27 protein-coding genes and 1 pseudogene are annotated in these 26739 nt (G+C 74.2%); 6 read left to right on the top strand and 22 right to left on the bottom strand.

What is annotated here, in order from left to right; translation table 11 throughout:
- Position 1: 1 nt before the first annotated feature.
- The 6 genes from AB3388_RS17580 to AB3388_RS17605 form a co-directional block, all read right to left on the bottom strand.
- On the bottom strand, positions 2-1288 hold the full coding sequence (locus AB3388_RS17580) for an MFS transporter (RefSeq protein ID WP_495406599.1): 1287 nt from the start codon (positions 1286-1288) through the stop codon (positions 2-4).
- A gap of 233 nt (positions 1289-1521) precedes the next feature.
- Entirely contained in the window at positions 1522-1785 is a 264-nt protein-coding gene (locus tag AB3388_RS17585; RefSeq protein ID WP_495406600.1) for a DUF8836 family protein, read from the bottom strand.
- A gap of 99 nt (positions 1786-1884) precedes the next feature.
- On the bottom strand, positions 1885-3219 hold the full coding sequence (locus tag AB3388_RS17590; protein ID WP_495406601.1) for an AI-2E family transporter: 1335 nt from the start codon (positions 3217-3219) through the stop codon (positions 1885-1887).
- A 21-nt stretch (positions 3220-3240) separates the two neighbouring features.
- On the bottom strand, positions 3241-3639 hold the full coding sequence (locus AB3388_RS17595) for an ankyrin repeat domain-containing protein (protein WP_495406602.1): 399 nt from the start codon (positions 3637-3639) through the stop codon (positions 3241-3243).
- Positions 3640-3705: 66 nt separating this feature from the next.
- Positions 3706-4470: a dienelactone hydrolase family protein gene (locus AB3388_RS17600; protein WP_495406603.1), complete on the bottom strand. Its 765-nt coding sequence runs from the start codon at positions 4468-4470 to the stop codon at positions 3706-3708.
- Positions 4471-4491: 21 nt separating this feature from the next.
- Positions 4492-5034: a hypothetical protein gene (locus AB3388_RS17605; protein ID WP_495406604.1), complete on the bottom strand. Its 543-nt coding sequence runs from the start codon at positions 5032-5034 to the stop codon at positions 4492-4494.
- A 180-nt stretch (positions 5035-5214) separates the two neighbouring features.
- Between AB3388_RS17605 and AB3388_RS17610 the strand changes: the two genes are divergently transcribed.
- A complete protein-coding gene (locus tag AB3388_RS17610; RefSeq protein WP_495406605.1) occupies positions 5215-5928 on the top strand; it encodes a hypothetical protein in 714 nt (237 codons plus the stop codon).
- Positions 5929-5960: 32 nt separating this feature from the next.
- Here the strand turns inward: AB3388_RS17610 and AB3388_RS17615 are convergent, their stop codons facing one another.
- The 5 genes from AB3388_RS17615 to AB3388_RS17635 all read right to left on the bottom strand — a co-directional run bounded on the left by AB3388_RS17615 (position 5961) and on the right by AB3388_RS17635 (position 10744).
- On the bottom strand, positions 5961-8345 hold the full coding sequence (locus tag AB3388_RS17615; protein WP_495406606.1) for a zinc metalloprotease: 2385 nt from the start codon (positions 8343-8345) through the stop codon (positions 5961-5963).
- Between the two features lie 10 nt (positions 8346-8355).
- Positions 8356-9012: a hypothetical protein gene (locus AB3388_RS17620; protein ID WP_495406607.1), complete on the bottom strand. Its 657-nt coding sequence runs from the start codon at positions 9010-9012 to the stop codon at positions 8356-8358.
- A gap of 94 nt (positions 9013-9106) precedes the next feature.
- A complete protein-coding gene (locus AB3388_RS17625; protein ID WP_495406608.1) occupies positions 9107-9640 on the bottom strand; it encodes a hypothetical protein in 534 nt (177 codons plus the stop codon).
- Between the two features lie 10 nt (positions 9641-9650).
- Positions 9651-10238, bottom strand: coding sequence for a hypothetical protein (locus tag AB3388_RS17630; protein ID WP_495406609.1), 588 nt, complete (start codon positions 10236-10238; stop codon positions 9651-9653).
- A 38-nt stretch (positions 10239-10276) separates the two neighbouring features.
- Positions 10277-10744, bottom strand: coding sequence for a PPOX class F420-dependent oxidoreductase (locus AB3388_RS17635; protein WP_495406610.1), 468 nt, complete (start codon positions 10742-10744; stop codon positions 10277-10279).
- 78 nt (positions 10745-10822) lie between these two features.
- Here AB3388_RS17635 and AB3388_RS17640 point away from each other — a divergent pair, with 78 nt between their 5' ends.
- Together AB3388_RS17640 and AB3388_RS17645 are read left to right on the top strand one after the other, a co-directional pair.
- Positions 10823-12121, top strand: a complete 1299-nt coding sequence (locus tag AB3388_RS17640; RefSeq protein ID WP_495406611.1) for an AI-2E family transporter — start codon at positions 10823-10825, stop codon at positions 12119-12121.
- A 94-nt stretch (positions 12122-12215) separates the two neighbouring features.
- Positions 12216-13169 (top strand): proteasome assembly chaperone family protein, encoded by a 954-nt coding sequence (locus AB3388_RS17645; RefSeq protein WP_495406612.1) that lies wholly within the window; start codon positions 12216-12218, stop codon positions 13167-13169.
- Position 13170: 1 nt separating this feature from the next.
- Here AB3388_RS17645 and AB3388_RS17650 read toward each other — a convergent pair whose 3' ends face one another.
- From AB3388_RS17650 to purU, 5 genes and pseudogenes are all read right to left on the bottom strand, one after another.
- A complete protein-coding gene (locus tag AB3388_RS17650; RefSeq protein ID WP_495406613.1) occupies positions 13171-13755 on the bottom strand; it encodes a carboxymuconolactone decarboxylase family protein in 585 nt (194 codons plus the stop codon).
- 27 nt (positions 13756-13782) lie between these two features.
- Positions 13783-15090: an MFS transporter gene (locus AB3388_RS17655; protein ID WP_495406614.1), complete on the bottom strand. Its 1308-nt coding sequence runs from the start codon at positions 15088-15090 to the stop codon at positions 13783-13785.
- Between the two features lie 105 nt (positions 15091-15195).
- Positions 15196-15696 (bottom strand): catalase-related domain-containing protein, encoded by a 501-nt coding sequence (locus AB3388_RS17660; RefSeq protein WP_495411470.1) that lies wholly within the window; start codon positions 15694-15696, stop codon positions 15196-15198.
- Positions 15691-16925: pseudogene (locus AB3388_RS17665) on the bottom strand (catalase); the annotation flags it as partial. The pseudogene AB3388_RS17665 and the gene AB3388_RS17660, both read right to left, overlap by 6 nt.
- Positions 16926-16964: 39 nt before the next feature.
- Complete coding sequence (purU, locus tag AB3388_RS17670) at positions 16965-17837, bottom strand: formyltetrahydrofolate deformylase (protein ID WP_495406615.1); 873 nt, start codon at positions 17835-17837, stop codon at positions 16965-16967.
- 95 nt (positions 17838-17932) lie between these two features.
- Between purU and AB3388_RS17675 the strand changes: the two genes are divergently transcribed.
- Complete coding sequence (locus AB3388_RS17675) at positions 17933-18331, top strand: nuclear transport factor 2 family protein (protein WP_495406616.1); 399 nt, start codon at positions 17933-17935, stop codon at positions 18329-18331.
- Here AB3388_RS17675 and ligD (AB3388_RS17680) read toward each other — a convergent pair.
- The 4 genes from ligD (AB3388_RS17680) to AB3388_RS17695 all read right to left on the bottom strand — a co-directional run bounded on the left by ligD (AB3388_RS17680) (position 18322) and on the right by AB3388_RS17695 (position 22479).
- Entirely contained in the window at positions 18322-19245 is a 924-nt protein-coding gene (ligD, locus tag AB3388_RS17680) for a non-homologous end-joining DNA ligase (RefSeq protein ID WP_495406617.1), read from the bottom strand. The two genes, AB3388_RS17675 and ligD (AB3388_RS17680), sit on opposite strands and share 10 nt — an antisense overlap.
- 19 nt (positions 19246-19264) lie before the next feature.
- A complete protein-coding gene (ligD, locus tag AB3388_RS17685; protein WP_495406618.1) occupies positions 19265-20740 on the bottom strand; it encodes a non-homologous end-joining DNA ligase in 1476 nt (491 codons plus the stop codon).
- Position 20741: 1 nt separating this feature from the next.
- Positions 20742-21692, bottom strand: coding sequence for a non-homologous end joining protein Ku (gene ku, locus AB3388_RS17690; protein WP_495406619.1), 951 nt, complete (start codon positions 21690-21692; stop codon positions 20742-20744).
- A 199-nt stretch (positions 21693-21891) separates the two neighbouring features.
- Positions 21892-22479, bottom strand: a complete 588-nt coding sequence (locus tag AB3388_RS17695) for a DUF1360 domain-containing protein (protein ID WP_495406620.1) — start codon at positions 22477-22479, stop codon at positions 21892-21894.
- A gap of 113 nt (positions 22480-22592) precedes the next feature.
- Here AB3388_RS17695 and AB3388_RS17700 point away from each other — a divergent pair, with 113 nt between their 5' ends.
- Both AB3388_RS17700 and AB3388_RS17705 read left to right on the top strand, forming a co-directional pair.
- On the top strand, positions 22593-23003 hold the full coding sequence (locus AB3388_RS17700; protein WP_495406621.1) for a hypothetical protein: 411 nt from the start codon (positions 22593-22595) through the stop codon (positions 23001-23003).
- A gap of 256 nt (positions 23004-23259) precedes the next feature.
- Positions 23260-23658: an STAS domain-containing protein gene (locus AB3388_RS17705; RefSeq protein ID WP_495406622.1), complete on the top strand. Its 399-nt coding sequence runs from the start codon at positions 23260-23262 to the stop codon at positions 23656-23658.
- Positions 23659-23706: 48 nt separating this feature from the next.
- Here AB3388_RS17705 and AB3388_RS17710 read toward each other — a convergent pair whose 3' ends face one another.
- Both AB3388_RS17710 and AB3388_RS17715 read right to left on the bottom strand, forming a co-directional pair.
- Positions 23707-24729, bottom strand: coding sequence for a DNA topoisomerase IB (locus AB3388_RS17710; protein WP_495406623.1), 1023 nt, complete (start codon positions 24727-24729; stop codon positions 23707-23709).
- A gap of 58 nt (positions 24730-24787) precedes the next feature.
- Positions 24788-26560 (bottom strand): SpoIIE family protein phosphatase, encoded by a 1773-nt coding sequence (locus tag AB3388_RS17715; RefSeq protein ID WP_495406624.1) that lies wholly within the window; start codon positions 26558-26560, stop codon positions 24788-24790.
- Positions 26561-26739 lie beyond the last annotated feature (179 nt).

The following is a 26739-nucleotide window of genomic DNA, read 5'->3' on the forward strand; positions in this document are numbered from 1 at the left end:
CTCAGCCCAGGTCGCGCAGCCGGCCGGCGCGGGCGATCCGCCGCCGGCTGACGAGCGCGTACAGCCCGGTGATCAGGACGACGGCCGCGCCCATGGCGCCGAAGGTCGCGCGCAGCCCCACCCGGTCGGCGAGCACCCCGAGCGGCAGCGCGGCGATCCCGAACGCCCCGAAGCTGAGCATGATCAGGCCCTGGATGCGGCCGTGGTACTCCATGTCCGACAGCGCGATCAGCATCGACTGGTTGGTGGTCTGGAAGGCGAGCATCCCGCCGCCGATCGCCAGCAGGACGGCGACGGCGACGGCGAAGACCGGTGCCAGGGCGAGCGCGACGAGCCCGACCCCGAACACGACCCCCGACACGACGAGCACCCGGTTCTCCCGGCCCCGGTACGACCGGCGCCCGAGGACCACCCCGGTGATCACGGCGCCGATCGCGGAGGTCGCGGAGAGGACGCCGTACCCGGCCGGCCCCAGCCCGAAGAGGTCGCTGGCGACGGTCGGCAGGAAGGCCAGGTAGGGCAGCCCGGCCATCGTCACGCCGATGCCGCACCACAGCAGCGCGGCCAGCACGGGGCGGCGGCGCACGTAGCGGATGCCGTCGGCCAGCTCCGCCACCGGCGAGCGGTCCGGCGGCTCGCCGCGGCGTCGTCCGGGCGGCAGGGCGCCGGTCAGCAGCACGCCGACCGTGGACAGGGTCGCGGCGGCGAGGAACACCGCCTGGGTGCCGAAGCTCACCGCCCCGATGACCACCCCGGCCACGGCCGGGCCGACGACACGGTTGACCTCCGCGTTCACCAGCAGCAGCGACACCGCACCGGGGACCGACGCCTCGGGCACGATCTCGGCCAGGAAGGCCATGCGGGCGGGGTTGAACAGCGCGAATCCGATCGCCTGCAGGACGCCCGCGCCCAGCAGCATCCAGTACTGGATGACACCGAAGGTGACGGCGAGCCCGATCCAGGCGCTGGACACGGCCAGCACGGCCACGGACACCTGCAGCACCAGCCGCTTCGGCAGCCGGTCGGCGGCCACCCCGCCCCACGGGGTGGCGAGCAGCATGGTGACGCCGAAGGAGAGCAGCACACCGCCGAGCGCGGCGTTGGACCCGGTGAGCTCGAAGGCCAGCCAGGTCCGGGCGACGACCTGCCCCATCACGCCGAGGAAGACGACCGCCGCGTTGAGGTAGAGCACCAGGAACGGCCGGATGCGCAGGATGGCCAGCGGACCCAGCGGGGTTGCGGGCACATCGGACGACGCGGCGACCTCGTCGGTCCTCTTCGCGGTCACGGGTCCTCGCAGGGCGGTGTGGGTCGCGGCGTCGTGGCGACCGACACGTTACGGCCGGACGACGTCCACTCTGTCGAAGCCCTCCCCCGGCGTGGGCGCGACGAACCGTCCCCGCGTGGCGAAGACCCCGACCAGCGGCTCCCGCCCACACATAGCGGACGGGCTGCCTGCGGCGAGCAGCTCGGCGACCACCCGCCGCTGCCGTGATTCGCGGCGCCGGGGGCGGGGCCGGATCAGGCGGGCTGGCGCAGCTGCGTCACCGCGGCGTCGTCCGGGAGCGCGTCCTGGGACGCCGGGTGCTCCACCAGGGCCAGCACGCGGTTGGCCATGAACCGCGCGGTGCGCACCCTCGTGCCACCGCGGGTGGTCTCGGTGACCTCCACGAGCCCGCGGCCGTGGGTGATCTCCACCCGGCGGCCGGCCCGGGTGGCCTGGATCTCGTAGGTACGGGTGTCGTCACCGGCGTCGATGACGACCTCCACACGGTCGCCCTTCATGTCGCTGTCCTCCTCGGCTGCCGAGCAGCACGTCCACCCGACACATCCACAACGTACGGAGGGGGTACGACATTCCGTTTCCGCAGGTCGCGACGCGTGTCAGGGGTGGTCGAGCGGCTCCGGCGGATGCGTCCGGCGGTGCGGGTGGAGGGCCCGGACGGAGGCCAGCGCGGCGCGCCGGGCGTGCGTCCGGCGGCGGGCCCGGTCGGTCCGCGGCGCGCGCGGCTCCTCCCGCAGCAGCACGTCGAGCCAGTGCCCCCTGGGGTCGACGTCGACCAGGAGCGCCTTGACCAGCAGCGTGAGCGGGATGGCCAGCAGCGCACCCAGCGCGCCCATCACCCAGCCCCAGAACAGCAGGGCCACGAACGTCACCGTCATCGACAGGCCCACCGAGTCGCCCACGAACCGGGGCTGGATCAGCGTCTGGACGACGAAGTTGAGCACGCAGTAGAGGACGACGACCGCGATCAGCTTGCCCCAGCCCCCGCCGAGCAGGGCGAGCAGCGCCGGCGGGATGAGACCGAGGACGAAGCCGATGTTCGGCACGTAGTTGGTGATGAAGGACAGCAGGCCCCACAGCACCGCCGCGGGGACGCCGAGGAGCGCCAGCCCGATCGCGTCGCCGACCGCGACGATCGCCCCGAAGACGGTGCTGACCAGCAGGTAGCTGCGCGTGCCGCGGGCGAACAGGCCCAGCGCGATCGGCAGGTGCGGACGCTCGGCGGCGACCAGCGCCAGCCGCCGGCCGAAGCCGCCGGACTCGATCGCGAGGAAGACCAGCGCCGAGAGCAGCAGGAGCAGCGTGGTCGCCGCGTCGGTGAGCCGGGCCAGCAGGCCGGTCGCGACGCCGACCAGCTGGCTGTAGTCGATGTCCCGGATCAGGTCGGAGAGCTGCCCGGAGACCACCCCCGCGTCGTTGAGATCGGCCACGACACCGCCGATGAGGATCTCGGCACGGCCGGCGTAGTCGGGCAGCAGGGCGGCGAGCTGGGCGACGGAGAGCACGAGCAGGCCGACGAAGGCGAGCAGCACGGTCCACACGAGGACCAGCAGTACGGTGGCGCTGGCCCACCGCGGCCAGCCGGCCCGGATCAGCCAGCTCTGCACCGGCGCGAGCGCGATCACCACGACCAGCGCGAGCAGCACGGGGGCGACCAGCCAGGAGATCTCGCGCAGGCCGGCGATCGCGATCGTCGCGGTGGCGCCACCCACGAGCAGCAGCAGCCAGCGCGGCAGGCCGCCGGACGGCGGCGGCTCGGGCGCCGGTGCGGCGGCCGCAGCGTTCCCGAGCGCGTCGGCCGTCGTCTCGACCGGCTCCGGAGCGGCGTCGACCACGGGCTCCGCCCGCGCCACGGGCGGCCGGACCGGCGCCGCCGCCGACGTCTCGTGAGCCGGCGGCAGCCGGTGTCCTGGCAGGTTCGGCTGCGCGACCATCGTTCCCCCTGGTGGGCGCTGTCAGCGGCGGGCGCCGTCCAGCAGCGCGGTCATCTCGGGCAGGTCGAAGAACTGGGCGGTGGCGCGCGCGCTCTGCCCGCCGGCGTCCGGGTCGGCGCCTGCGGCCAACAGCCGCCGCACCGCCTCGGCGGACTGGCGGAACACCGCGGCGGCCAGGGCGGTCTGGCCGCGGTCGTTGGCGCGGCCGTGGTCGGCCCCGCGGTCGAGCAGCGCGGCGACCGTCTCGGGGTGGGCGTGGTAGGCGGCGAGGATCAGCAGCGTGTCCCCCTTGTCGTTGGTCAGGTTGACCGGCACGCCGGCGTCGAGGTAACCCACGAGGGCCTCCGTGGCACCGGCGCGGGCGAGGTCGAAGACGCGGCCCGCCAGGGCGATGACCTCCGGATCGATGGGCTCACTCACACGACTCAGACTAGGGCCGTTCGAGACGCCGAGCCGGTTGCCGGGATCACGAGCCGGTTGCCCCGATCAGCCGGCCGCGACCCGGTCGGTGAGCGCGAGCATCCGCCGCCACGCGTCGCTGCAGGCGTCCTCCCACTCGCCGAACGCGCGGTCGAAGAACGAGTGCGGCGCGCCGTCGTAGACCGCCGTCTCCACGTCGGCGCCGGCCGACCGCATCGTCTCGGCGAGGGCGAGCTGGTCCTCGACCGGGGTGGCGGCGTCGGCGCCGGCGATGAACATGAGCGTGGGCTTGCGCGCCCGTCCCGCCGCGTCGCCCACCATCGCCGGCCGCCCGTAGAACCCGATGCAGGCGGCCAGGTCGAGGTCCCCGCCGGCCTGCCGCCAGGAGTGGCTGCCGCCGAAACAGAAGCCGACGGTCACCACCGGCAGGCCGGCCCGCGTGCGCTCGCGGAGGTAGCCGATCGCGGCGGTGATGTCGGCGTCGATCCCCTCGGGCGTGCACTGCGGGATGTGGGTCTGCCAGTCGAAGTCGGCCTCGCGGACGCCGGTGCCGCTCGCGCCGCCGGCCAGCCCCGCCGTCCGCCCGAACCAGTCGATCGCGACCGCCGGCAGCCCGGCCTCGGCGAACCGCTCGGCGAGCGCGACGTAGTACGGGTGCAGGCCGCGGATGTCGGGCAGCACGACGATGCCCGCCCGGGCCTCCCCGGCCGGGGCGGCGTACGCCGCGGAGAACTCGGTGCCGTCGGCGGCGGTCAGGCTGAGGGTGCCGCGTTCGGCGACCTCACCGGTCCGGGGCGGTGCGGGCGGGCGACTGTCCTGGTCGTGGCACATGCCCCGGTTCTACCGCCGCGATCAGTCGGCCGCCTCTCGCGCGGCGTCGACCCGGCCGCCGAACACGGCCGCGGCGACTTCCCGGCGGGCGTGGGTGATCCAGTCGTGCTGCCGGTTCGCCTGGTCGATGAGCCGGTTCAGCTCCGCCTTGTCCAGCCGCGGTTCGACCTCGGCGACCTCGCGCAGGGTCTCGAAACCGCTGCGCTTGGCGCGGACCGCCGAGGCGAGGAACTCGAACTCGACGAGGTCGGACAGCGGGGAGCGGCCGATCAGCCGCCCGTTGAGCTTGACCCGCGCGAGCTTCTCGCCCACCCACAACGCCACCTGCTTGTACCGGCGGACCGGGCAGCCGACGGCGCGCATCTGGGTCTCGAGCGAGGAGTTCTCCTCCTCCAGCTCGCCCAGCAACGCGGTCAGCCGCCCCTCGTAGGGGGTGCCGCGATGGACGCCGCGCATCCGCTTCACCAGTTCCATGCCGCCGACGGAGGCGGCCAGGTGGTCGTTGCAGTAGACGCCCAGGAGGTCGGGGTTGCGGATGCCGCCGGCGGCGGGCGACTCGGACACGGGACCTCCAGGGTCGGATGACGTCGGTCCGTCCCTTAGTCACCGCCCGGCGAGGACGGCAAACAACAGTGCCGGCATCCGCTGACCGCCGTCGGCGCGCCGTCCCCCGAGGCCGATGGGCCGGTCCGGCGGGACGTTCGGCCCGTGGCGATTCCGCGGCGTGGCTCGGAGGCTGCTCGCATGACGCTCGGGCGCGTTCTCACCGGAGCCGCGGTGGCCGGCGCGGCCGCCGTCGGCTACGGCCGGCTGCTGCGCCCCCGGCTCTTGCACTGGGGGGCGAGCGACGAGGAGGTTGCCGGGCCGTACCCCGGTGCCGAGCTGGTGCCACAGGGCGAGCGGGCGGCGACGATGGCCGTCACCATCGACGCGCCGCCGGACCAGGTGTGGCCCTGGCTCGTCCAGCTGGGCGGCGACCGCGGGGGTTGGTACTCCTGGGACCACCTGGACAACGCCGGCCACTCCAGCGCCCACCGCGTCCACCCGGAGTGGCAGGACCTCCACCTCGGCCACCACGTGACGTACTGGGTACCGCGCCGCGGCCCCGTGGACGCGTGGCAGGTCGCCGCGCTGGAACCGAACCGGTTCCTGGGACTGCACGGGTCGAGCGATGTGCGCGGCCGTCCCCTCGATCCCGAGCAACCCCGCCCGCGGGTCTACACGGACGGGCTGTGGGGCTTCCTGCTGACGGAGCTGCCCGGTGGCCGCACGCGGCTGGTCATCAGCGGCTATCAGGCCATGCGCCCCCGGTGGCTGGAACGCTTCTACAACTACTGGATCTACGTCCCGGTCGTCTGGATCATGCAGGCGCGCATGTTGTCCGTGCTCAAGCGGAACATCGAGCAGGCAGCCGGAGCACGATCGCAACCGGCCGTGCCCGTGACGACCGCCTACTAGGACACGGGACCACGCCGAGCGCGGTCGACCGGTCAGGGGCTGGGGCTGGCCGTCGCCGTCGCGCCGGGCTGCTCCGTGGTCACCGGTTCGGCCGAGGACGACGGTTCCGTCGTCCCGCCGTCCCCCTCCTCCGTCGAGGACGACGGCGCGGCGGACGAGCCGGCCGGGCTCGCGGACGACGACTCGTCGCCGCTCGGTGCGCCGGCCGCGCCGGATCCGTCGGCCGGCGCCTCCGATCCGTCGACGGACGCCGTGGTACCCGCCGTCTGGTCCGTCACCTCGTGCCCCGCCGGCGCGTCCTCCGCGGTCCGCTGGACGATCGCCAGGATCTCCTCCTCGAACCCGGTGAGCCGTGCCTGCAGCTCGGCCAGCGGCACGCCCTCGATCTGCTCGCCGAAGGCCCGCAGCCGCGCCCACACCGCGGCCAGGTCGCTCGTGGCCTGCTCGTCCAGCGGCCCGGGCGCGCTGACCACGAGCTGGGTGGCGAGCGCGAAGGTCACGCAGTCGACGCAGGCGTAGTTGACCGCGGCTGAGAGGTTCTCCGGCACGACGACGTCGACCGAGCCCAGCAGGACGACGACCTGGAAGGCGACGGCCACCGTGCGGCAGCCGGAACAGCTGGCGAGCGCGAACGCCTCGTTGCGGTTGACCGCGGTGTCGCCGTCGACCCAGACCAGGGAGAAGGAGACGTCGTACTGCACCGAGCCGTCCGCGGTGTTCACCGCCAGCGCCTGGTTGTCGCCGTCCCCCGGCGGCAGCGGCCGGTCGAAGGGGAAGACCCAGGTCGGCGCGTCCGCCGGGGACGACGCCCCCGAGCCCCCCGAGCCGGCCGCTCCGGCGGGCGTGAGGACGAGCGCCAGGGCGGGGTGGTCCGCGGTCGGCAGCGGGCCGTCGTCCGGCCAGATGGTCAGCCCGGCCCCCGGCTCTCCTTCGGCCGCGCCCAGGTCGCTGCTCGCGGCGGCCGGGATCGCGTCGAGCACCGTGCCGCCCTCGTACGGCCGCACCGGGCGGTACCGGCCGTCCTCCGGCCACCAGGCCCAGGTCAGCCCCGCGAGCAGCGCGGCCGCGACGGCGAGCGCGAGCAGGCGCAGCACCGGGCGGCCCGCCGTCCGCCGCCAGGTGCCGGTGGCCGTGCGCCGCACCAGGCGGAGGAGGACGAGCGCGATGCCGAGCAGCGGCAGCACGATCGCGACGACGGCGAGCGCACGGGCCAGCGCGGCCAGGATGTCACCGTCCCCGACGGCCCGGGTGAACGCGCTGCCCTGCTGCTGCAGCGCCGCCCAGGCCGTGCCCACCAGGCGCGGCAGCGAGAGGACCATCAGCAGGAACGACGCCGCCATCAGCGGGACGACGACCAGCACCCACAGCGTGACCACGACCCGCGCCCAGGTCTTGAGCGCGGTGGCCTCCGGCTGCCGCCACCGCCCCGGCAGCAGGCCGGTGAGGACCGGGCCGATGCGCTGGTACAGGTCGGGCACCCCGGTGACGTCGGCGAGCACGTGGTAGCCGTCGAAGCGCAGCAGCGGCGCGAGCTGCCGGATCATCTGCAGGACCTGCGTGGCGACGATCAGCAGGACGGCGTGCCAGCCGGTCAGCCACCACACGCCGAAGGCGAGCAGGACGACGATCGCGTTGAAGTACAGGCCGCCGAGATCCGTGCGCACCCGGCCGGCCCGGCCGAGCCGGTAGCTGTCGGTGACGTCGGTGTAGAACGCGGGCCAGAACAGGTAGAGGCCGAAGCCCATGGCCCCCGGCGTGGCCCCGCCGTAGCGGGCGGCCGCCGCGTGCCCGAACTCGTGGAAGCCCGCCGACAGCACGGTGACCAGGACGACGGCGAGGAACAGGCCCGGGAACGAGAACGCCTGCGCCGTCGCGGCGGCCAGGCCCTCCCGGAAGAGCACCCAGAACGACACCGTGGCAAAGGCGAGCACCACCGGCACGACGACGAACGGCGAGAAGAGGACGGCGAACGGGGCGGTCAGCCGCCGGGTCGCCGCCGGATCGCTCACCACCCGCCGGAACCGCAGCGCCAGCAGCGGGTTGGCCCGCCGCACCGCGGGCTCGCCGCCGTCGGCGAGCCGGAGCAGGCCCAGCGGCCGCAACGACCGGTCGACCAGCTGGCGGACGTCGTCGGGCCGGACCAGCCGCCCGGTGGCGGCACCGACCGCCTCGGCGACCTCGGCGACCGTCCGGCGGCCGTCGACCGCGGCGAGGACCTGCTGCAGCAGCGGCGTCAGCGTGACGACCTGGCCGTCGCCGCGCCGGGCCAGGGCGGGCGGGCGCCGGTAGCCCGAGCCGGGGATCTCGCCGAGCAGCTCCACGCCGGCGGCACGCGCGAGCACCTCGCCGTCCGGCCCCGCCACGGCCCCGGGGGGCCCGGCGGGGACGACGATCGGGCGGGTGCGCGGATCACTCATCCGCGCGCGGTCACTGGTCGATGGTGGACGACTGGTCGGCCGTCGCGGTCGCGTCGGCGTCGATGTTCTGCGTGATGATCGCGTCCTGCTGCGACACCGCCGTCGCCTCCGAGCCGATCGAGCCGACGTTCGCGGCGACCGCGGCGTCGATCGGGGCGGCCACGTTGGCGTTGGCGGCCACCGCGCCGGCGATGGGGGCGGCGATGTCGGCGTCGGCGTTCACGTCGACGTTCACGTCGAGCAGGTCGCCGGAGAGGGGGTCGCCGACCGTGCTGGTCCCGGCGTCGGCCGCGCCCGCGTCCGGCGCCGGGGCGGGCGGCGCGTCGCCGGCGGCGGCGTCGTTGCCGACCTGGTCGATGCCCGAGTCCTGCGGGGCGGTCGCCGTCGCCGAGCCGGTGATGCCCTGGTCGATGAGCGCCCCCTGGTCGGAGAGCGCCTGTGCGGACGAGTCCGCCGACAGCACGTTCGCGCCGACCGCGGCGTCGATCGGCGCGGCCACGTTCGCGTTCGCCGCCACGGCCAGGTCGATCGGCGCCGCCGCGTCGATCGCCAGGTCCAGGTCGGCGTTGAGGTCGAGCAGCGAGATGACCTCCTTGTCCGGCAGCGGCGCCGCGGTCTCGGCGGCGAGCTCCTCGGGTGAGAGCGGGCGCGGGTCGTCCTGGCTCACGGGTCCTCCTCGGTCAGGGATCGGCGGCCTGCCTTCCCCGCCGATCCCCGGCGCGAACCCCCAGGTGGGACCGTCACCCGAAAGGGGGAACGCCTCACCGCCGCAGCAGGACGACCACCCCGACGCAGGCGATCGCCCACAGCGCGCTGGCCAGCGTGCCGAGGATGAACCGCTCCGCCGCCGCGGGCGCCCTGAGCTCCGCGAAGCGCCCCAGCCCCTTGACCGCGAGCAGCACCGCCAGGCCCTCGGGCCAGCCGGCCAGCAGGGCCCCGGCGACGGCGATCCGCTCGAGCACCCCGATCCAGGCCCCGCCGCGCAGCACGTCAGGATCTCCCGGCCCACCCCCGGAGCCGCCGGCCGTGGACGCCGAGGTGGGGTCGGCCGAGCGCAGCACCGCCGTCGCCACCGGACCGCCGCCGGCGACCGCGGCGAGCACCGCCAGCAGCGTCGCCGCCTGGACGATCCCGTCGGACGGCGGGCCGGCCACCCACGCCAGCACGGCCGCGAGCCCCAGGGCGACGACCAGCACCAGCGCCGTCCAGGCCGGGCGCACCTGCTCGCCGAACGCGGTGAGCGCCAGCCCGCCCGCCCCGGTGAGCGCCACCAGGGTGAGGACGGCGACCGTCATGCCCTCCCCCTCATCCCGCCGCCCGCGCCAGCAGGCGGGCCGCCGTCGGGCGCAACTCGCGCTCCAGTTCCCACATACCCGCCGCCAGCCGCTGGCCCACGGCCTGCCGGGAGACGCCGAGCGCGGTCGCGGCGTCGGCCTGCGTGCGTCCCTCCTCGACCAGGGCGATCGCCTCCCACGCCTGTTCGCTGCGCCGGTCCACCAGCGCCGCGAGCGCGCTCAGCACCGCCTGGGCGTCGGCGGCCTCCGAGGGCACCGCGCCGCGCACGGCCAGGCGGAACGGCCGCTGCTTGGCCGCGTCCACCGCCCGGCGGGCGGCCAGGAACGCCGGCCCCGAGCCCGCCCGCGTGCTGTCCGGGAGCGGTGTCTGCACCGGGCCCGCGCCCACCCCGATGCTCCAGCCACCCAGCCGCACCAGCCGCAGCACCACGTCCACGACGTCCGCCGGTTCGGCGAGCAGGCCCTGGAACTCGTCGCCCGCGGTCCGCTCGAACGGCAGCAGCACCGGCACCGCGCCCTCGAGCCGGCGCAGCGCGTCCGCGACCCGGTCGGGGCCGCGGCGGCTCGCCCGCTGGTCGACGGTCAGCACGTACGGCACCGCGCAAGCCTGACACCTTTCTCAGCTCAAAGCAAGGATCAGAGCTTGTCGACCACCGCGGGCGGGAACCCGCCGGTGGCGATCGGGCCCCACCGGGTGATGCCGATGCGCAGCAGCGACTTGCCCTGGCGGGCCATGGCGGCCCGGTAGTCGTCCCAGTCCGGGTGCTCGCCGCTGATGACCCGGAAGTACTCGACCAGCGGCTCCAGCGCGTCGGGCAGGTCGAGCACCTCGGCCTCGCCGTCGAGCTGCACCCACGGCCCGTCCCAGTCGTCGGAGAGGACGCACAGCGACACCGCGGGGTCGCGGCGGGCGTTCGCCACCTTGGCCCGCTGCGGATACGTGGAGATCACGACCCGTCCCGCGCCGTCGACCCCGAAGGTCACCGGGGACAGCTGCGGGCCGCCGCTGCCGCGCCGGGTGAGCAGGATGCCGCGGTGGCGGGCGCGGACGAACTCCAGCGGGGTCTCGCGGTCGACGCGGTCGGCGGTGGCGGTCCTGGGCATGCACGGCACGCTACGTCTGCCGGGTGACAGCCGCGCACCGTCCGGTGAGAGGCCCGCATCTGTGTTGTGATCATGCCCATGAGGCTTCCTCGACCCGGCTCCCGGACGGGGCCGGACGACGCCGCGACGGACACCGGGCAGCCGCCGGTGACGGCGGACCGGATGCCCGACGCCGGCGCGGACAGCACCCGGCCGACCCTCGCGCCGACCCCCGCCGCGGGCCGCGGCGAGCGGGTGCGGTCGGCCACCCGCACCCTGGCGATCGCGTCGGGGCAGCTGCTGCTCATCGTCGGGGCGGTCGTCGTCCTGGGCTACGTGCTCGGGAAGCTGTGGCCGATCCTGCTGCCGGTGATCCTCGGGCTGCTGATCGCCACCGTGCTGTGGCCGCCCACCCGCTTCCTGCGCCGGCACGGCTGGCCGCCGGCGCTGGCCGCGTCGCTCGTGCTGCTCGGCTTCCTCGCCGTCTTCGGCGGCCTGATCGCGGTGATCTCACCGCAGGTGGCCAACCAGGCCGGCGAACTGGCCGACCAGACCGTGGCCTCGCTGCAGAACGTGCAGGAGTGGCTGCAGGGCCCGCCGTTCAACATCGGCGAGGACCAGATCGGCCAGGCCGTCGACACGGCCATCAACCGGCTGCAGGACAACGCCACCAGCATCGCCGGCTACGCGCTCACAACCGCGTCGGCGATCGGCAACGGCCTGATCAACCTGGTGCTGGCCCTCGTGCTGTGCTTCTTCTTCCTCAAGGACGGCCCGCGCTGGACGCCGTGGCTGGCCGCGCAGACCGGCCCGCGCGCCGCACCGCACGTCGCCGCGCTGTCGCAGCAGGCGTGGTCGACCCTCTCGGAGTTCATCAAGCAGCAGGCGCTGGTCGGCTTCGTCGACGCGTTCTTCATCGGCCTCGGCCTGCTCGTCCTCGGCGTCCCCCTGGTGATCCCGCTGGCGGTGATCACGTTCCTCGGGGCGTTCATCCCGATCATCGGCGCCTTCGTGGCCGGCGCCTTCGCCGTCCTCATCGCGCTGGTGAGCGAGGGACCCACCGACGCGCTGATCGTGCTGATCATCGTCATCGCCGTGCAGCAGCTCGAGGGCAACGTGCTGCAGCCGATCATCCAGGGCCGCGGGTTCAACCTGCACGCGGCCGTGGTGATCCTGGCCGTCACGGCGGGCAGCAGCCTGGGCGGCATCATCGGCGCCTTCCTCTCCGTGCCGATCGCGGCGCTGATCGCCGTCATCTACCGCTACGTCCGCGATCAGCTGGATCACCGAGAACCCGAGGTGGCCGAGGACGGCACGGTCGCCCAGGTGGCGGGCGACGAGAGCGGCAGCCGGCTGGTCGCCGAGCCCGCCGGCAGCACGGACGACGACCGGCGCTGACCCCTGCGGGGGACGATGGGAATGCGCCGTCCCCCGCGTCGGCTGAACCGATCGCAACCGGTGCCGCCGGGGCCGTCGAGCAGGAGGTGGGACCGTGACACAGCGACCGGAGGAGCTGGTGGAGCTGCTCCCCGAGGCGGAGCCGTTCCTCGCCCGGGAGGCGGCCGTGCGCGCGCCCGAGGAGCGCCGCGGCCTCGTGCTCGTGCACGACCTCGCCGGGGACTTCGACGCCGCCCACGCCGGCGCCCTCGCCGGGGCGCACCTGCTGGCCAGCCTCCCGCACCGACGGATCGCCCGGTTCGACGTCGACAGCCTGGTCGACTACCGGGCGCACCGCCCGCGGGTCACGTTCCAGAGCGACCACTACGAGTCCTTCACCGGGCCGGAGATCGACCTGTACGCGGTGGAGGACGACGCCGGCGAGGAGTTCCTCCTCCTGCACGGGGCGGAGCCGGACTTCGCGTGGCAGCGCTTCGTGTCCGCCGTCCTCGGGCTGGTCGAACGGCTCGGCGTCACCTCGGCGGTGTCGCTGCAGGCGATCCCGATGCCGGTGCCGCACACCCGGCCGGTCACCGTCACCGCGCACGCCACCCGCCGGGAGCTGATCGCGTCCTATCCCGTCTACTGGGGCGAGATGCGCATCCCGGGCCACATCTCAGCGCTGCTGGAGCTGCGCCTGGGCGAGGCCGGCGTCGACGCCCTCGGCGTGGCCGCGCACGTGCCGCACTACCTGGCGCAGACCACCTTCCCGGCCGCCTCGCTGACCCTGCTCGAGCACCTCGAGACGCTGACCGGCCTGCACCTGCCGGTCGAGTCGCTCCGCGAGGCCGCCGAGGCCAACCGCACCGAGATCGACGAGCAGATCGCCCGGTCCCCCGAGAACACGGCCGTCGTCGCCGCGCTCGAGCAGCAGTTCGACGCCTTCCAGGCCGCCCGCGAGGACAACGGCCTGCTCGGCGCCTCGGGCGACCTGCCCAGCGGCGAGGAGCTGGCCAGCGAGTTCGAGCGCTTCCTCGCCGACCAGGACCGCAAGCGCCCGCGCGACTGAATCAGCCGGTTGCGATCGGGCGGCCGACCGTCAGCGGGTCGCGCATCCCCGGCTCGAGCGACCGGAAGGCCGCGTCGGGCTGCGTGCCGGTCGCGTCGAGCACGGTGCTGAAGAAGCACCGGGCCGCGGCGGCGAGGACGACGTCGAGGATCTCGGCGTCGTCGAGCCCGAGGCCGCGCAGCTCGGTGAGGTCGTCCTCGGTCATGTCCGCGGCCCCGGCGGCGACCCGGTCGGCGAGCCGCACCACCGCCCGCTCCACCGGGTCGAGCTCCGCCGCGGCGGGGTCCCCCGTCAGCGCGGGCAGCGTCGCCGCGCCGCCGAACTGCTCGGCGAGCACCTTCCCGTGCGCCAGCGAGCAGTAGCTCGACCGCAGCCGCAGCGCGGCCGCCACCGTGGCCAGCTCGTAGCGGCGCGGGTCCATCGACCCCTTGATCGCGGTGTTCAGGCCGCGCCAGGCCTCGTAGACCGCCGGCCGGTGCGCGAACACCTTCGTGTAGTTGGCGACGTAGCCCAGGGTGGCCCGGTCGCGGTCAAAGGCCGCCGCGACCGGTCCGCCGTCCTCGTCGGGCGTCGGGATCCAGCTCATGGCGCCGGACCGTAGCGCCCGCAGCTGTCAGGCGGCTGCCCGCGGCCTGGCAACCGCCAGGGCCAGCGCCCCGAGCACCCCGACGACCGCGAAGACGTAGAAGCCCCACGGGAAGGCGTTGCCGGCCGCGAACAGCGCGCCGGTGATCACCGGGCCGACGATCGCGCCGGCCCGCCCGGCACCGGCCGACCAGCCCAGCGCCGTGGCGCGCACCTGCGGCGGGTGGTTGCCGCTGACGAACGCGTACACGAGCACCTGCGAGCTGAACACGAAGCAGCCGGTCAGGAACACCAGCACGTAGAGGCCGGCGGTGGGCAGCCGCACCGACAGCAGGGCGAGGAACACCGCGGCGCAGGCGAACCAGATGATCCCGGCGGTCCGGGTGCCGATCCGGTCGCCGACCGTGCCGGCCAGCAGCAGGCCGGCGATCGCGCCGACGTTGAGCACCAGCAGGAAGGCCAGCGCCGCGCCGAGCGCGTAGTCGGCCTCCTTCATGATCGTCGGCAGCCAGTTGTTCAGGCCGTAGACCAGCAGCAGGCCCATGAACGAGGTGACGCCGATGGCGACGGTGTTGCGCAGGTAGCCGCCGGTGAACAGCGTCTTCAGGGTGGCGCCGGCGGTCTCCCCGGCGTGGTCGGCCACCGGTGCGGCGGGGGCCTCCAGCTCCAGGCCGTAGCGGCGGGCGACGTCCTCGGCCTCGGCCCGGCGGCCCTTGGCGACCAGGTAGGCGGCGGACTCGGGCAGCCGCAGCAGCATGAGCGGCACCAGCACCAGCGCCGGCAGCGCGCCGAGGACGAACATCCAGCGCCAGCCGATCGGCTCGACGACGACGATCGCCAGGGCGGCGGTCACCACTGCGCCCACGTGGTAGCCGGTCATCACCGTCGTGGTGGCGCGGCCGCTGCGGCCGGTGCGGCTGAACTCGTTGACCATGGCGATCGCCGTGGGCAGGCAGCCGCCGAGGCCGAGCCCGGCGAGGAAGCGCAGGACGCCGAACGTGGCGGCGTTGGGCGCGAAGGCGCACAGCAGCGTGAACAGCGAGAACGCGCTCACCGCGCCGATCAGCGCCTTCCGGCGGCCGAGCAGGTCGGTGAGCGTGCCGATGGTCAGCGCGCCGATCATCATGCCGACCAGGCCGATCGTGATGACGAACGTCGTCCCGGCGCCGGAGAGCCCCCACTCCGACGGCTCCTGCAGCGCGGGCACCACCGTGCCGACGACGACCAGGTCGAACCCGTCCAGCAGGACGGCGATCCAGCACAGCGGCGCGACCCAGCCGGCCGCGCGCGCCGCCGTCCCGGCTGCTGTGCGGGTGGTGGTCCCGGAACCGCTCATCGCTCCTCCTCGAGCCGAGGTCTCGCCACCAGGGTTGCCGAGACGACAGCGGGCCGCGACCGGAGACCCCGGTCGCGGCCCGCTGAAGCGGTGCAGGTCAGGTCGTCAGGAGGCGACGACGACCCCCTCGTTCGGCACGCAGTGCGTCATCTGGTGACCGCTGACGTCGCGCGGACCGTTCTTGCCGAGGTTCGCGGCGCGCTGCTGCTCGTCCTCGGCGAGGGTCTGCGTCTGCAGCGGGGCCAGGCCGCGGACGTCGTCCGCGCTGATGCCCAGGCCGTCGCCGACGCGCTGGCCCAGCTCGTCCTCGCACAGGAAGAAGTGCCAGACCATGCGCTCCTGGATCTCGCGGTTGCACTGCTGCAGCGAGGCCACGAGGTTGGCGACGAGCTCGTCCTTCTCCCACTGCTCCGACAGCAGGTAGCGCTCGCCGGCCTGCGCGTAGTCGTCGGTCCGCGGGATCCGCTTGCGGGTGAGCCGGCCGGTGATGACCGGGCCCTGCTCGTCGTGGGTCGGGTACTCGGCCTCCCGCAGGCCGCCGAGGATCGACGGCTCGTAGTTCATCTGCGGGTTCTGGCCGGGGCCGAGGTCCACGCCGTAGGCCATCTGGCCGTCGCGCTGGTTGGTGGCGACCTTGGCCTTCGGCTGGTTGACCGGCAGCTGCAGGTAGTTCGGGCCGACCCGGTAGCGCTGGGTGTCCGAGTAGCTGAACGTGCGGCCGACCAGCATCTTGTCGTCGGAGAAGTCCAGGCCGTCGACCAGCACGCCGGTGCCGAACGCGATCTGCTCGTTCTCGGCGAAGAAGTTCTCCGGCATCCGGTCGAGGGTCATCGTCCCGACCTTGCGCAGCGGGAAGACCTCCTCCGGCCACACCTTGGTGTTGTCGAGCGGGTCGAAGTCCGGCTCGGGGTGCTCGTCGTCGCTCATGAGCTGCACGTGGAGGTCCCACGACGGGAAGTCGCCGGCCGCGATCGAGTCGTACAGGTCCTCGGTGTGCGAGCCGGTCGACTGCGCCTGGACGGCGGCGGCGTCGGCCGAGGTGTAGGACTTCCGCCCTGCTTCGGCAGCCAGTGGTACTTGACCAGGACGGTCTCACCCTGCGCGTTGACCCACGTGTAGGTGTTCACGCCGAAGCCCTGCATGTGCCGGTAGGTCGCCGGGATGCCACGCGGACCGAAGACCAGCGTGATCATGTGCAGGGCCTCGGGGGTCCGGCTGAAGAAGTCGAAGGCGCGCTCGGCGACGTTGGCCTCGAAGGTGACCGGGTCCGGCTTCTGCGAGTGGATGAAGTCGGGGAACGTGATCGCGTCGCGGATGAAGAAGACGCCGAGGTTTTTGCCGACGAGGTCCCCGTTGCCGTCCTCGGTGTAGAACTTCACCGCGAAGCCGCGCGGGTCGCGCGCCATCTCCGAGGAGTCCCGGCCCCCGGCGACGGTCGAGAACCGCAGCGCCACCTCGGTCCGCTTGCCCTTCTCCTGGAAGAGCTTGGCGCGGGTGTAGTTCGCGACCGGGGCCAGGCCCCCGTCGACGAGGGCCTTCAGCACGCCGTAGACCGCCTGAGGAGACAGGGACGGGTGCGCGTCCCGAGCGGCGGTGACGACGGTGTCGGCGTCGGCGTGCGGATGGGTCGCCAGCACGTCCAGCACCGCGAGCCGGGGCCGGGTGACCCGCAGCCGGCGGCGCGCAGCTGGTGCGTCCACGGCGTGCCCATCGCCGTCCACCCAACGAACTTTTCTTGAACCAGTCAAAACAAGTGCGCGCCCGCTCTCGGCCGACACCACTCTTGCGGTGTTCTGCACGGTTCTGCGCTGATGCGGGACCGCATGAGCACGCACACCACCGCGAGAGCCGGCCGTGCACCGCCGGCGGCGGCCCTACCCGAAGACGATCGTGCGGTGCCCCTCGACGATCACGCGGTCCTCCACGTGCCAGGTGACCGCCTGGGCCAGCACCTGCCGCTCGACGTAGCGGCCGACCCGGCGCATGTCCTCGACGGTCGCGCGGTGGTCGACCCGGGCCACCTCCTGCTCGATGATCGGGCCGGCGTCGAGTTCCGGGGTGACGTAGTGGGCGGTCGCGCCGATGAGCTTCACGCCGCGGTCGTGGGCGGCCTGGTACGGGTTGGCCCCGACGAAGGCCGGCAGGAAGCTGTGGTGGATGTTGATCAGCCGCTCGGGGAAGCGGCTGCAGAAGTCCTCGGACACGATCTGCATGTAGCGGGCGAGGACGACGAGGTCGACGTCCCCGATCAGCTCCAGGGCGCGCGCCTCGGCCGCGGGCTTCCCGTCGGGCGCGACCGGCACGTGGTGGAACGGGATGCCGGCGGCCTTCGCGACCGGCTCGAGGTCCGGGTGGTTGGAGACCACCGCGGTGATGTCGGCGCGCAGATCCCCGGCGCGGACCCGGTAGATCAGCTCCTGCAGCACGTGGTCGGTCCGGCTGACGAAGACCGCGACCGTGGGCCGGTGCACGGCCTCGGTCAGCCGCCAGGTCATCTGCCACTGGCGGGCGAGCAGGTTCAGCGCGCCCTCGAGATGGTGCCGGTGGGCGGCGAGGTCGGGCAGGACGAACTCCAGCCGCAGCGTGAACGTGCCGCCGGTCGGGTCCGAGGAGTGCTGCTGCGACTCGATGATGTTCGCCCCGACGTCGGCCAGCAGCCGGGAGAGGACGGCGACGATCCCCGGGCGGTCGGGGCAGCGGACGACGAGCCGTCCGACGTCGCGGAACCGGTCCTCGGGTGCTGACACGCCGGGAATCGTGCCAAACGCCGCGGTGCCGGCGGGCATGCGGGCGGTGATCTCACCCCTTGTGGCGGGGCGCCGCGGCGAGTACCCCCGCAGGCATGCTCACCCCCGGTGACGCCGCGGAGGTCGCCATCGCGTTCAACGACCGCATCACCGCGCGCGACGCCGCGGCGCTGAGCCGCCTCATGACCGGCGACCACGTGTTCGTCGACACCGAGGGCCGGTCGGTGTCCGGCCGTGCGGCCTGCCGGTCGGCGTGGGCCGGCTTCTTCACCGCGTTCCCGGACTACCGCAACGTCTTCACCCGGGTCTGCGGCGACGGCGAGCGGGTCGCGATCGCCGGGTACTCCCGCTGTGCCGAGCCCGCGCTGGCGGGACCGGCCCTGTGGAGCGCCGTCGTCCGAGGCGGGCGGGTCGCCCGGTGGCAGGTGCACGACGACACCCCGGAGAACCGGCGCACGCTCGGCCTGCCGCCCGACGACCGCGCTCAGACGTGAGGCAGCGGCGCCCGGCTCCGGTCGCCGACGTCGAACAGGTCGCCGTACTCCTCGACCCGCTCCAGCACCTCCTCGGTGCGGAAGCGCAGCGCGCCCGGCTCGGCGTCGCCCTGCAGGACGGCGTCCACCTCGTCCCACCCGATCGGCGCCGACACCGTGGCATCGGGCCGGGCCCGCAGCGAGTAGGGCGCCACCGTCGTCTTCGCCGGGTTGTTCTGGCTCCAGTCGACCAGCACCTTGCCCGGCCGCAGCACCTTCTCCATCCGCCAGACGACCTGCTCCGGCGTCTCCGCGGCCAGCTCCTGCGCCAGGTGCTTGGCGTAGCGGCTGGGGTGCTCGCGGTCGCTCACCCGGATCGGGGCGTAGACCTGCATGCCCTTCGACCCCGACGTCTTCACCACCGGGTCCAGCCCGTCGGCCACGAGACGCTCGCGCAGCCGCTCGGCGACCTCGCAGCACTCGAAGATGCCGGCGTTCGGGCCGGGGTCGAGGTCGAGGACCAGCAGGTCGGGCAGCGCCGGCTGCCGCTTGCTGCCGATCTGCCACTGCGGCACGTGCAGCTCCAGCGCGGCGAGGTTGGCCGCCCACGCCAGGTCGGCGACCGTCTCGAGCAGCACCATGTCGAGCATCTCCCGGCCCGTGGAGCTGCCGGGGCTGGGCACGGTCACCCGCCGCACCCAGTCCGGCGCGTGGCGGGCGCTGTTCTTCTCGAAGAACGCCTGGCCCTCGACGCCGTCGGGCCAGCGGGTGAACGTCACCGGGCGGCCGGAGAGGTGCGGCAGGAGCACCGGCGCGATGCGGACGTAGTAGTCGATCACCTGGGCCTTGGTGAACGAGATGTCCGGGAAGAGGACCTTGTCCAGGTTCGAGACGGTCAGCTGACGGCCGTCGACCCGCACCCGCTGGCGGTTCACGTGGTGATCATGCCCAGGTTCACCATTCGACCACCACGTCGTCCGGATCGAGGTCGTCACGCAGCCCGCGCCACGAGGGGTGCCGCAGCCGGCCGTCCGCCGTCCACACCCCGTAGGCGACCTCGCCGACCAGGGTGGGCTCGACCCACACCGCGTCGCGGGTGACCTCGCGTGGCAGCGTGCCGTCGAACGGCGAGGTCTTCCGCCGGGTGAGCAGCCCCTTCAGCTCGCGCAGGTCGGCGTCGGTGAAGCCGGTGCCGACGTGGCCGGCGTAGACCAGCCGGCCCTCGTCGTCGTGGACGCCGAACAGCAGCGAGCCGATCCCGCCGGCCCGCCGTCCCTTGCCGGGCCGCCAGCCGCCGACGACCACCGACTGGGTGCGGAAGTTCTTGACCTTGATCCACTCGGGGCCGCGGACGCCCGGGCGGTAGGGCGAGTCCAGCCGCTTGGCGACGACGCCCTCCAGCCCGTTCTCCAGGCCGGCCGCGGCGATGGTCTCCCCTCCCCCGGCGAACCACGGGGTGGCGCCCCAGCGGTGCCCGCTCGGCGCGAGCGCGTCCAGCCGCTCCCGGCGCTCGGCGTACGGGCGGTCGAGCAGGTCCTCGCCGTCGATGGCCAGCAGGTCGAAGACCAGGTAGGTGACCGGCTTCTGCGCGGCCATCGCCGGCACCTCGGCGCCGGTGCGGTGCATGCGGTTCTGCAGCGCACCGAAGTCCGGGCGCCCCTGCTCGTCGAGGGCCACGACCTCGCCGTCGACGACGACGTCGCGCCCGGCGAGGCTCTCCGGCACCCGGCCCAGCTCGGGATAGCGGACGGTGATGTCGTCGCCCCTGCGCGAGCGCAGCAGCACCCGGCCGCCGGTCACGAACGCGACCGCGCGGACGCCGTCCCACTTGAACTCGTAGCCCCACCGGTCGTCCTCCGCAGCGGCGGGCAGCTCGCCGGGCGTGGCCAGCATCGGGGTGAAGTCCTCGCGGGCCAGCCGCGGCGGCAGGGCGGCCTCGGCCGGGTCGAGCCGCTTGAGGTTCCAGGTGCCGTCGGCGAGCGGGAAGAGGACGTAGCGGCCGGCGAGCCGCCGGCCGGTGAAGTGCACGATGACGTGCCGGTCGTCCCACTTCTCGGTCTCGTAGCGGCCGGCGTCCCAGATGGTCACGTGCCCGCCGCCGTACTCGCCGGCCGCGATCTCCCCGGAGAACGACGCGTACTCGAGGGGGTGGTCCTCGGTGGGGACGGCGAGCCGGTTCATCCCGGGCTCGAGCGGCGGCCCCTTGGGCACGGCCCAGCTCTTCAGCACGCCGTCGCGCTCGAGCCGCAGGTCCCAGTGCACCCGCTCGCCTCGACCGCGCGGGGTGTGGTGCTCCTGGACGACGAAGGTGTCGTCGTCGCCCGCCGGCAGCGGCTGCCCCTCCGCCGGCACGGGCTCGGCGGTGCGCGCCGGGTCCCGCTTGGCGCGGTACTCGGCGAGCGGGTCGGGGCCCGACCGGCGGGCGGGCACGTCAGGCGCTGCGGCGGGCGCGCTTGGCCGGCTTGTCGGCGGCCGCCGCCTTCTTGGCGGTCGTCTTCTTCGCGGCCGTGCTGCGCGCGGCGGTCTTCTTCGCCGGCGCCGCCTTCTTGGCCGGCGCGGCCTTCTTCGCGGCGGTCGCCCGCGGGGCCGGCTTCTCCTCCGCGTCGCCACCGCCACGCGCCCGCTCGACCGACGCCCGCAGCGCGCTCATCAGGTCGACGACCGCCGCCCCGGTGTCGGCGACCTCCGGGACCGGCTGCACCTCCCCGCCGCTGGTCTTGGCCTCGAGCAGCGCCTCCATGGCGGCGCGGTAGTCGTCGGTGAACTCACCCGGGTCGAACGCGCCCGACATCGAGGAGATCAGCGCCTCGGCCATCTGCAGCTCCTGCGGGCGCACCGAGATGTCCTCGTCGAGGAAGCCGAAGTCGGGCGTCCGGATCTCGTCCGGCCAGCGCATCGTGTGCAGCACCAGGACGCCGTCGCGCACCCGCAGCGCGGCCAGCGACTCCCGCTGCCGCAGGGCGATCTTGGTGATCGCGACCTGGCCGGCGTTCTCCAGCGCGTCGCGCAGCAGCACGTAGGGGCGCGTCGCGGGGCCGTCGGGCTCCAGGTAGTAGGTCTTCTCGAAGTGGATCGGGTCGATCTGCTCCTGGTCGACGAACTGCAGGACGTCGATCTCGCGCCGCGTCGAGAGCGGCAGCTCGTCGAAGTCCTCGTCGGTGAGGATCACCAGCTGGCCGTCGGGCAGCTCGTAGCCCTTGGCGATGTCGCCGTACTCGACCTCGTCCCCGTCGATCGCGCAGACCCGCTTGTACTTGATCCGCCCGCCGTCGGTGACGTGCACCTGGTGGAACCGGATGTCCTTGTCCTCGGTGGCGGAGTACAGCTTCACGCCGATGCTGACCAGGCCGAACGACACCGCCCCGCGCCAGATCGATCGCATGCCGCCCCTTCCCCTCACGCACTCCGCGACCCAGCCCGGGTGATGACCAGCCGGAGGTCAAGATCCGCAGGATAGGGGCGGGCGGGTACCCGCGGCAGGTCGACCGGCCACCGGTCTCCCCCGGACGAGGGACACGCCCTCGGGGGAAGAGGTCACCGGGCGCGGACCGCCCTGCCCTGCGCGGACCGGACGGAGGCCCTCATCGTCCTCCTCCGGGGACCTCTCCGGAGGACTCGCCGTCCCGGCGCGGCACGCCGTTCTGGATGGCGTCGTAGACGAACTGGAGGACGTCGGAGCCGGCGACCGTGGTCATCGTCAGCGCCGCGAGCCGGGTCGCCCGCGGCGCGGTCGCGTAGCCGAAGACGAACGCCGTCCCCACCCACTGGGCCAGGCAGAACGGACAGGTGAGCAGCTCCCCCACCGCGTGCTTCACGCCGCCGTGCTCGCGCACCTCCTCGGCGACCTCGGCGTGCCCGGACGGGCCCTGGAACGCGGTGAACGGCGCGCGGATCGGGCTGGTCACGGGGTCCTTGGCCAGCCGTCTCGCGAGCCGGAAGGTGGCGACGGTGAGCAGCACGGCGTCCCCGAGGGGGATGCGGCTGGGCAGCTCCCGGCCGGAGGCCCGGATCGCGGCCGCGCCCGCGGCGACGAGCCCGGTGTAGACGCCCATCGCGCCGAGGTCGCCCTCGAGGGGGCGCTCGGCATTCCGTCCGTACTCGCGCTTCTGGGTCCGGGCCCAGCGACGTACCGGCTCACCCAACCGCTGCACCTCCTCACCGATCGACATGCGAGGGCCGCTACCCCCGCGATCGGCCGGGCATGCCGCGAGCCGGCGTCCGCATGAGAGCCGGACCGGCGGGTAGGCGGGAGGGCGAACCGTGCAAAGGAGGCACTTCCGCGATGAGCGAGCCCGAGGGCCAGACCGCCCGCGACATCTTCCCCGAGGACAACGGGATCCCCGACATCTCGCAGGACGACTCACCGACGATCTACGAGAACGAGGACCCCGAGTTCGCCCCGGAGCCCGGCGAGCGACCGACGGCCACCGTCGACTTCGGGACGACCGCCTTCGAGCAGTCGGAGGGCGAGTCGCTCACCGGCCGGCTGGAGCGGGAGATCCCGGACGACGCCGCGGACGTCCGCCCGTCGGAGAGCCCCGACCGGGCGATGGCGCAGTACGAGCAGGACACGAGCACCTCGCCGGACTCCGACTCCGGGACCAACCGCACAGCCGACGACGTCGAGGCGACCGCCGACGAGCCGGTCGGCGGCGAGAGCGCCGAGGAGCAGGCGGTCCACCTCACCGACTAGACCCCCGCGTCCCTCCCCGCCCCGGGGTTCCTCCGCCGGAAGGACACCCCGGGGCGGGTTGTCGTGCGAAGATTGAGTTGTCTACGTTGGGTTCGCGGTTGAACAAGCAGCCGTCTCGAGCCGGGGCACACCACGTTCCGGCAGGTAACACGTTCATAAGGCCTGGTCCGGGGCCCCGACGCTCCCGGATCGGGCAGCGGTAGATTGACCGCGCGGCACTGCCGCCGGGTTCTGCCGCCGAGAGGAGCTGCTGTCCGTGACGACTTCCGACCTGCCCGCCGAGGGTCAGCGCGACGTGCCGGCCGAGGGCACGGAAGCGCCCTTCGACGACGTCATCACCCTCTCGACCTCCACCGGTGAGGACGGCGTGGTCACGGTGACCGTCGTCGGCGAGGTGGACACCTTCACCGCCCCGGTGCTGCGCTCCTCCCTCGACACCCAGCTGGAGCAGCAGCCGCGCGAGCTGGTGATCGACCTCTCGGGCGTGCAGTTCCTCGGGTCGGCCGGCCTGGCCGTGCTGGTCGAGACGCAGAAGGCCGCCCGCTCCCGCGACGTCGGCCTGCGGCTGATCGCGACCACCCGCGCGGTCACCCGCCCGCTGGAGGTCACCGGCCTGATCGACCTGTTCACCATCGCCGACAGCGCCGCGAACTGAACCTCTGACGAAGGGCCCCGCCGGTTCCGGCGGGGCCCTTCGTCGTCCTCAGTCGCTGGTGAGCATCCGGCAGACCGCCTGCTCCAGCACCCGCTGCTGGGTCCGGTCGTCCGGGGCGTGCTGCGCCTCCGCGAGCGCCTCGGCGATCGTCTCGCCGGACTCGAACCGGTCGACCACCCGCGGATCGACGTAGGAGGCCTTGCAGACCGCGGGCGTGTTGCCCAGCGAGTCCGAGACCCGCTCGTAGGCCGCCTTCACCACCCGCTTGCGCGCGGTCCTCGACGCCGGCGCCGGCGTCTCGGCCAGGGTCGCGGCCATGAGGACGGTGGCGTTCCAGGTGCGGAAGTCCTTCGCGGTGATCTCGGCGTCGCTGACCTCCTTGAGATAGGCGTTGATCTCGGTGCTCGTGACGTCGTGCCAGCTGCGTCCGCCGTCCGGGTCGTCCACCCAGTAGCCGAGCAGGTCCTCCCCCGTGTCCTCCGGCCGCTTGATGAGCTCCCGGACGACGTCGGCGGTCGGCTTGTCCTTGAGCTCGAGCTCCCAGTTCTTGCCGCCCTTGGCGGGGAACTCGAAGAACACCTTCTCCCCGCGCACCCGGACGTGGTCCTGGCGCAGCGTGGCCAGCCCGAAGGTGCCGTTGTCCTCGGCGTACTGCTCGCTGCCCACCCGGAACGCGCCGAGGTCGAGCAGCCGGACCGCGGCCGCCAGCACCCGCTCCCGGCTCAGGCCACTTCCGGTGATCGCGTCCACCACGGCGTCGCGGACGTCGGGCAGCTGGTGGGCGATCTCCAGCACCCGCTCGTGCTTCTCGGCGTCCCGCCGGGCGCGCCACTCGTCGTGGTAGCGGTACTGCCGCCGGCCCGCGGCGTCGACCCCGGTGGCCTGGATGTGCCCGCCCGGCCAGGGGCAGATCCACACGTCCTGCCAGGCGGGCGGGATGGCGAGCGCCCGGACCCGGTCCAGCCGTTCGTCCTTGATCAGCGTCCCGTCGGTGTCGAAGTAGGCGAAGCCCCTGCCCGCGCGGCGACGCCGCCAGCCGGGGCCGTTGACGTCGCTGCGCCGCAGTCTCACGCGCAAGGGATGCGCACCGGCGCCGTGCCCCAAACCGCCGGGGCGCCGCTGTCCCCCGTCAGAGCAGGTCGACGAGCCCGCCGAGACCGCTGATCTCGAGCAGGTGCCGGGTGACCCCGCCCTCGGGGGCGTCCACGGCCAGCCGCCAGTGCTCGTCGCGGGCGATGCGGGCGATCGCCAGCACCACGCGGACACCGGCGCTGGTGAACAGGCCCACGCCGGCGAGGTCGAGCTCGACGGGCGCCGTCCCCCCGTGGCTGGCCTCGAGCAGCTTGATGCGCATCAGCTCGGCGCTGACCTGGTCGACGGGGCCCTCCACCCGGACCACGGGGCGGGTGCCGGTGCGGTCCACGGTCACGTGCGCGGCGGCGTCGGCCACCGCGCGCTCGGCGTCCAGCTCGGGGGTGCGGCGCAGCCGGATGCTGAGCGTCACCGTCGTCCCGTGCTCCTCCTCGAGCACCACCCGGTCCACCATCTGCCGCATGATCAGCAGCCCGCGGCCGCGGTCGCCCGGATCCCGGTCGGGCGGCCGCCAGGTGCCCTCGTCCCGGACGCTGACCGTGAGCACGCCGTCGACGTCGACCGCCGCGCGCAGGTACATCCGGCCCGGCTCCTGGCCGCGGTAGGCGTGCTCGACGGCGTTGGCGCACGCCTCGCCCACGGCGACCATCACGCCGACCCGATCCTGCTCGCCCATGCCGAGGTCGGCGAGCCAGCCGCCCAGCCGGCGCCGCACCCCGGGCAGGGACGACGGCACCGCCTCCAGGTCGAGGTGCACCGGCTCCGGGGACATCGCGCGCCGGTGGGCGACCAGGACGGCGACGTCGTCCGGCCAGCCCGAGGGTGTCCGCACGCCCTCGGCGACGGCCGCGGCGAGCTCGGCCGAGGCGCCTGCCTCGAGCACCTCGCTCGTGGCCAGGACCTCGGTGGCCACCTGCGCCAGCCGGGCCAGCCCGTCGCCCGGCTGCCCGGCCGAGCCGACCACCGCCCCGTCGGAGAAGAGGATCAGCGTGGCGCCCTGCTCGAGCTGGTGCTCGGAGACGTGGGTGACCGCGTCGGGCACGCTGCCCAGCGGCGGTCGCGGGACCACGGGCAGGAAGCGCGCGCGGCCGTCGGTGCCGACGACCAGCGGCGCGGGGTGCCCCGCGGCGGCGTAGCTGAGCCGCCCCGTCGCGGCGTCCAGCACGCCGTAGAAGACCGACGCCCCCTCGACGTCCTCCATCTGGCCGGCGAAGGCGTCCAGCGCCCGGATCACCGCGGCCGGGGCGGGGTCCAGCAGCGCGCACGAGCGCAGGGCGCCGCGCAGCCGGCTCATGGCGCCGGCGGCGGGCACGCCGTGCCCCACCGCGTCGCCCACCACCAGGCCCAGCCGGCCACGGCCCAGCGGCACCGCGTCGTACCAGTCGCCGCCGGCCGCGCGCACCGAGCTGGCGCGGTGGTAGCTGCCGGACAGCCACAGGTCCGGCAGCAGCGGCAGCGACGGCGGCAGCAGGCTGTGCTGCACCTTCTCGACGACGTCGGCCTCGGGGCTCGGCCAGGGCCGCTCGCCGCCGGCGTCCTGCGGCTCGATGATCACTAGCACGCCCATGCCGCCGGCCGTCGGCAGCGGGCGGACGACGGCGCTGGCGACCGGGCCGCCGTCCCCCACGGGGCCGTGCACGCTCTCCGGCCGGCCGGTGCGCAGGGCGCCGGCCACCAGGTCGGCCACCCGGTGCCCGCCGACGGCGGGCAGCTCGCCGGGCCCACCGAGCGCCCGGGCGCGCGCGTTGGCCCACACCGGCTCGGCGTCCGCGCCGGCGAGGAACCAGATGCCGGCGGGGGCGGACTCCATGGCCTGGACCAGGGCGGCCGTGCCCGCGTCCCCCGGTGGGATCGGCGGCGGCGCGCTCCCCGGACTCGCACTCATTTGCGGCCAGACAACAACACGGGCGGGGGGTCGGCAACCGCGCCCGGGGCGGCCTCCACCGTGGTCAGCGCCACGTTTGCCGCCCGCGGCGGAAGGGGTATGCC

This window comes from Geodermatophilus sp. SMS 5-13 (assembly GCF_059428245.1).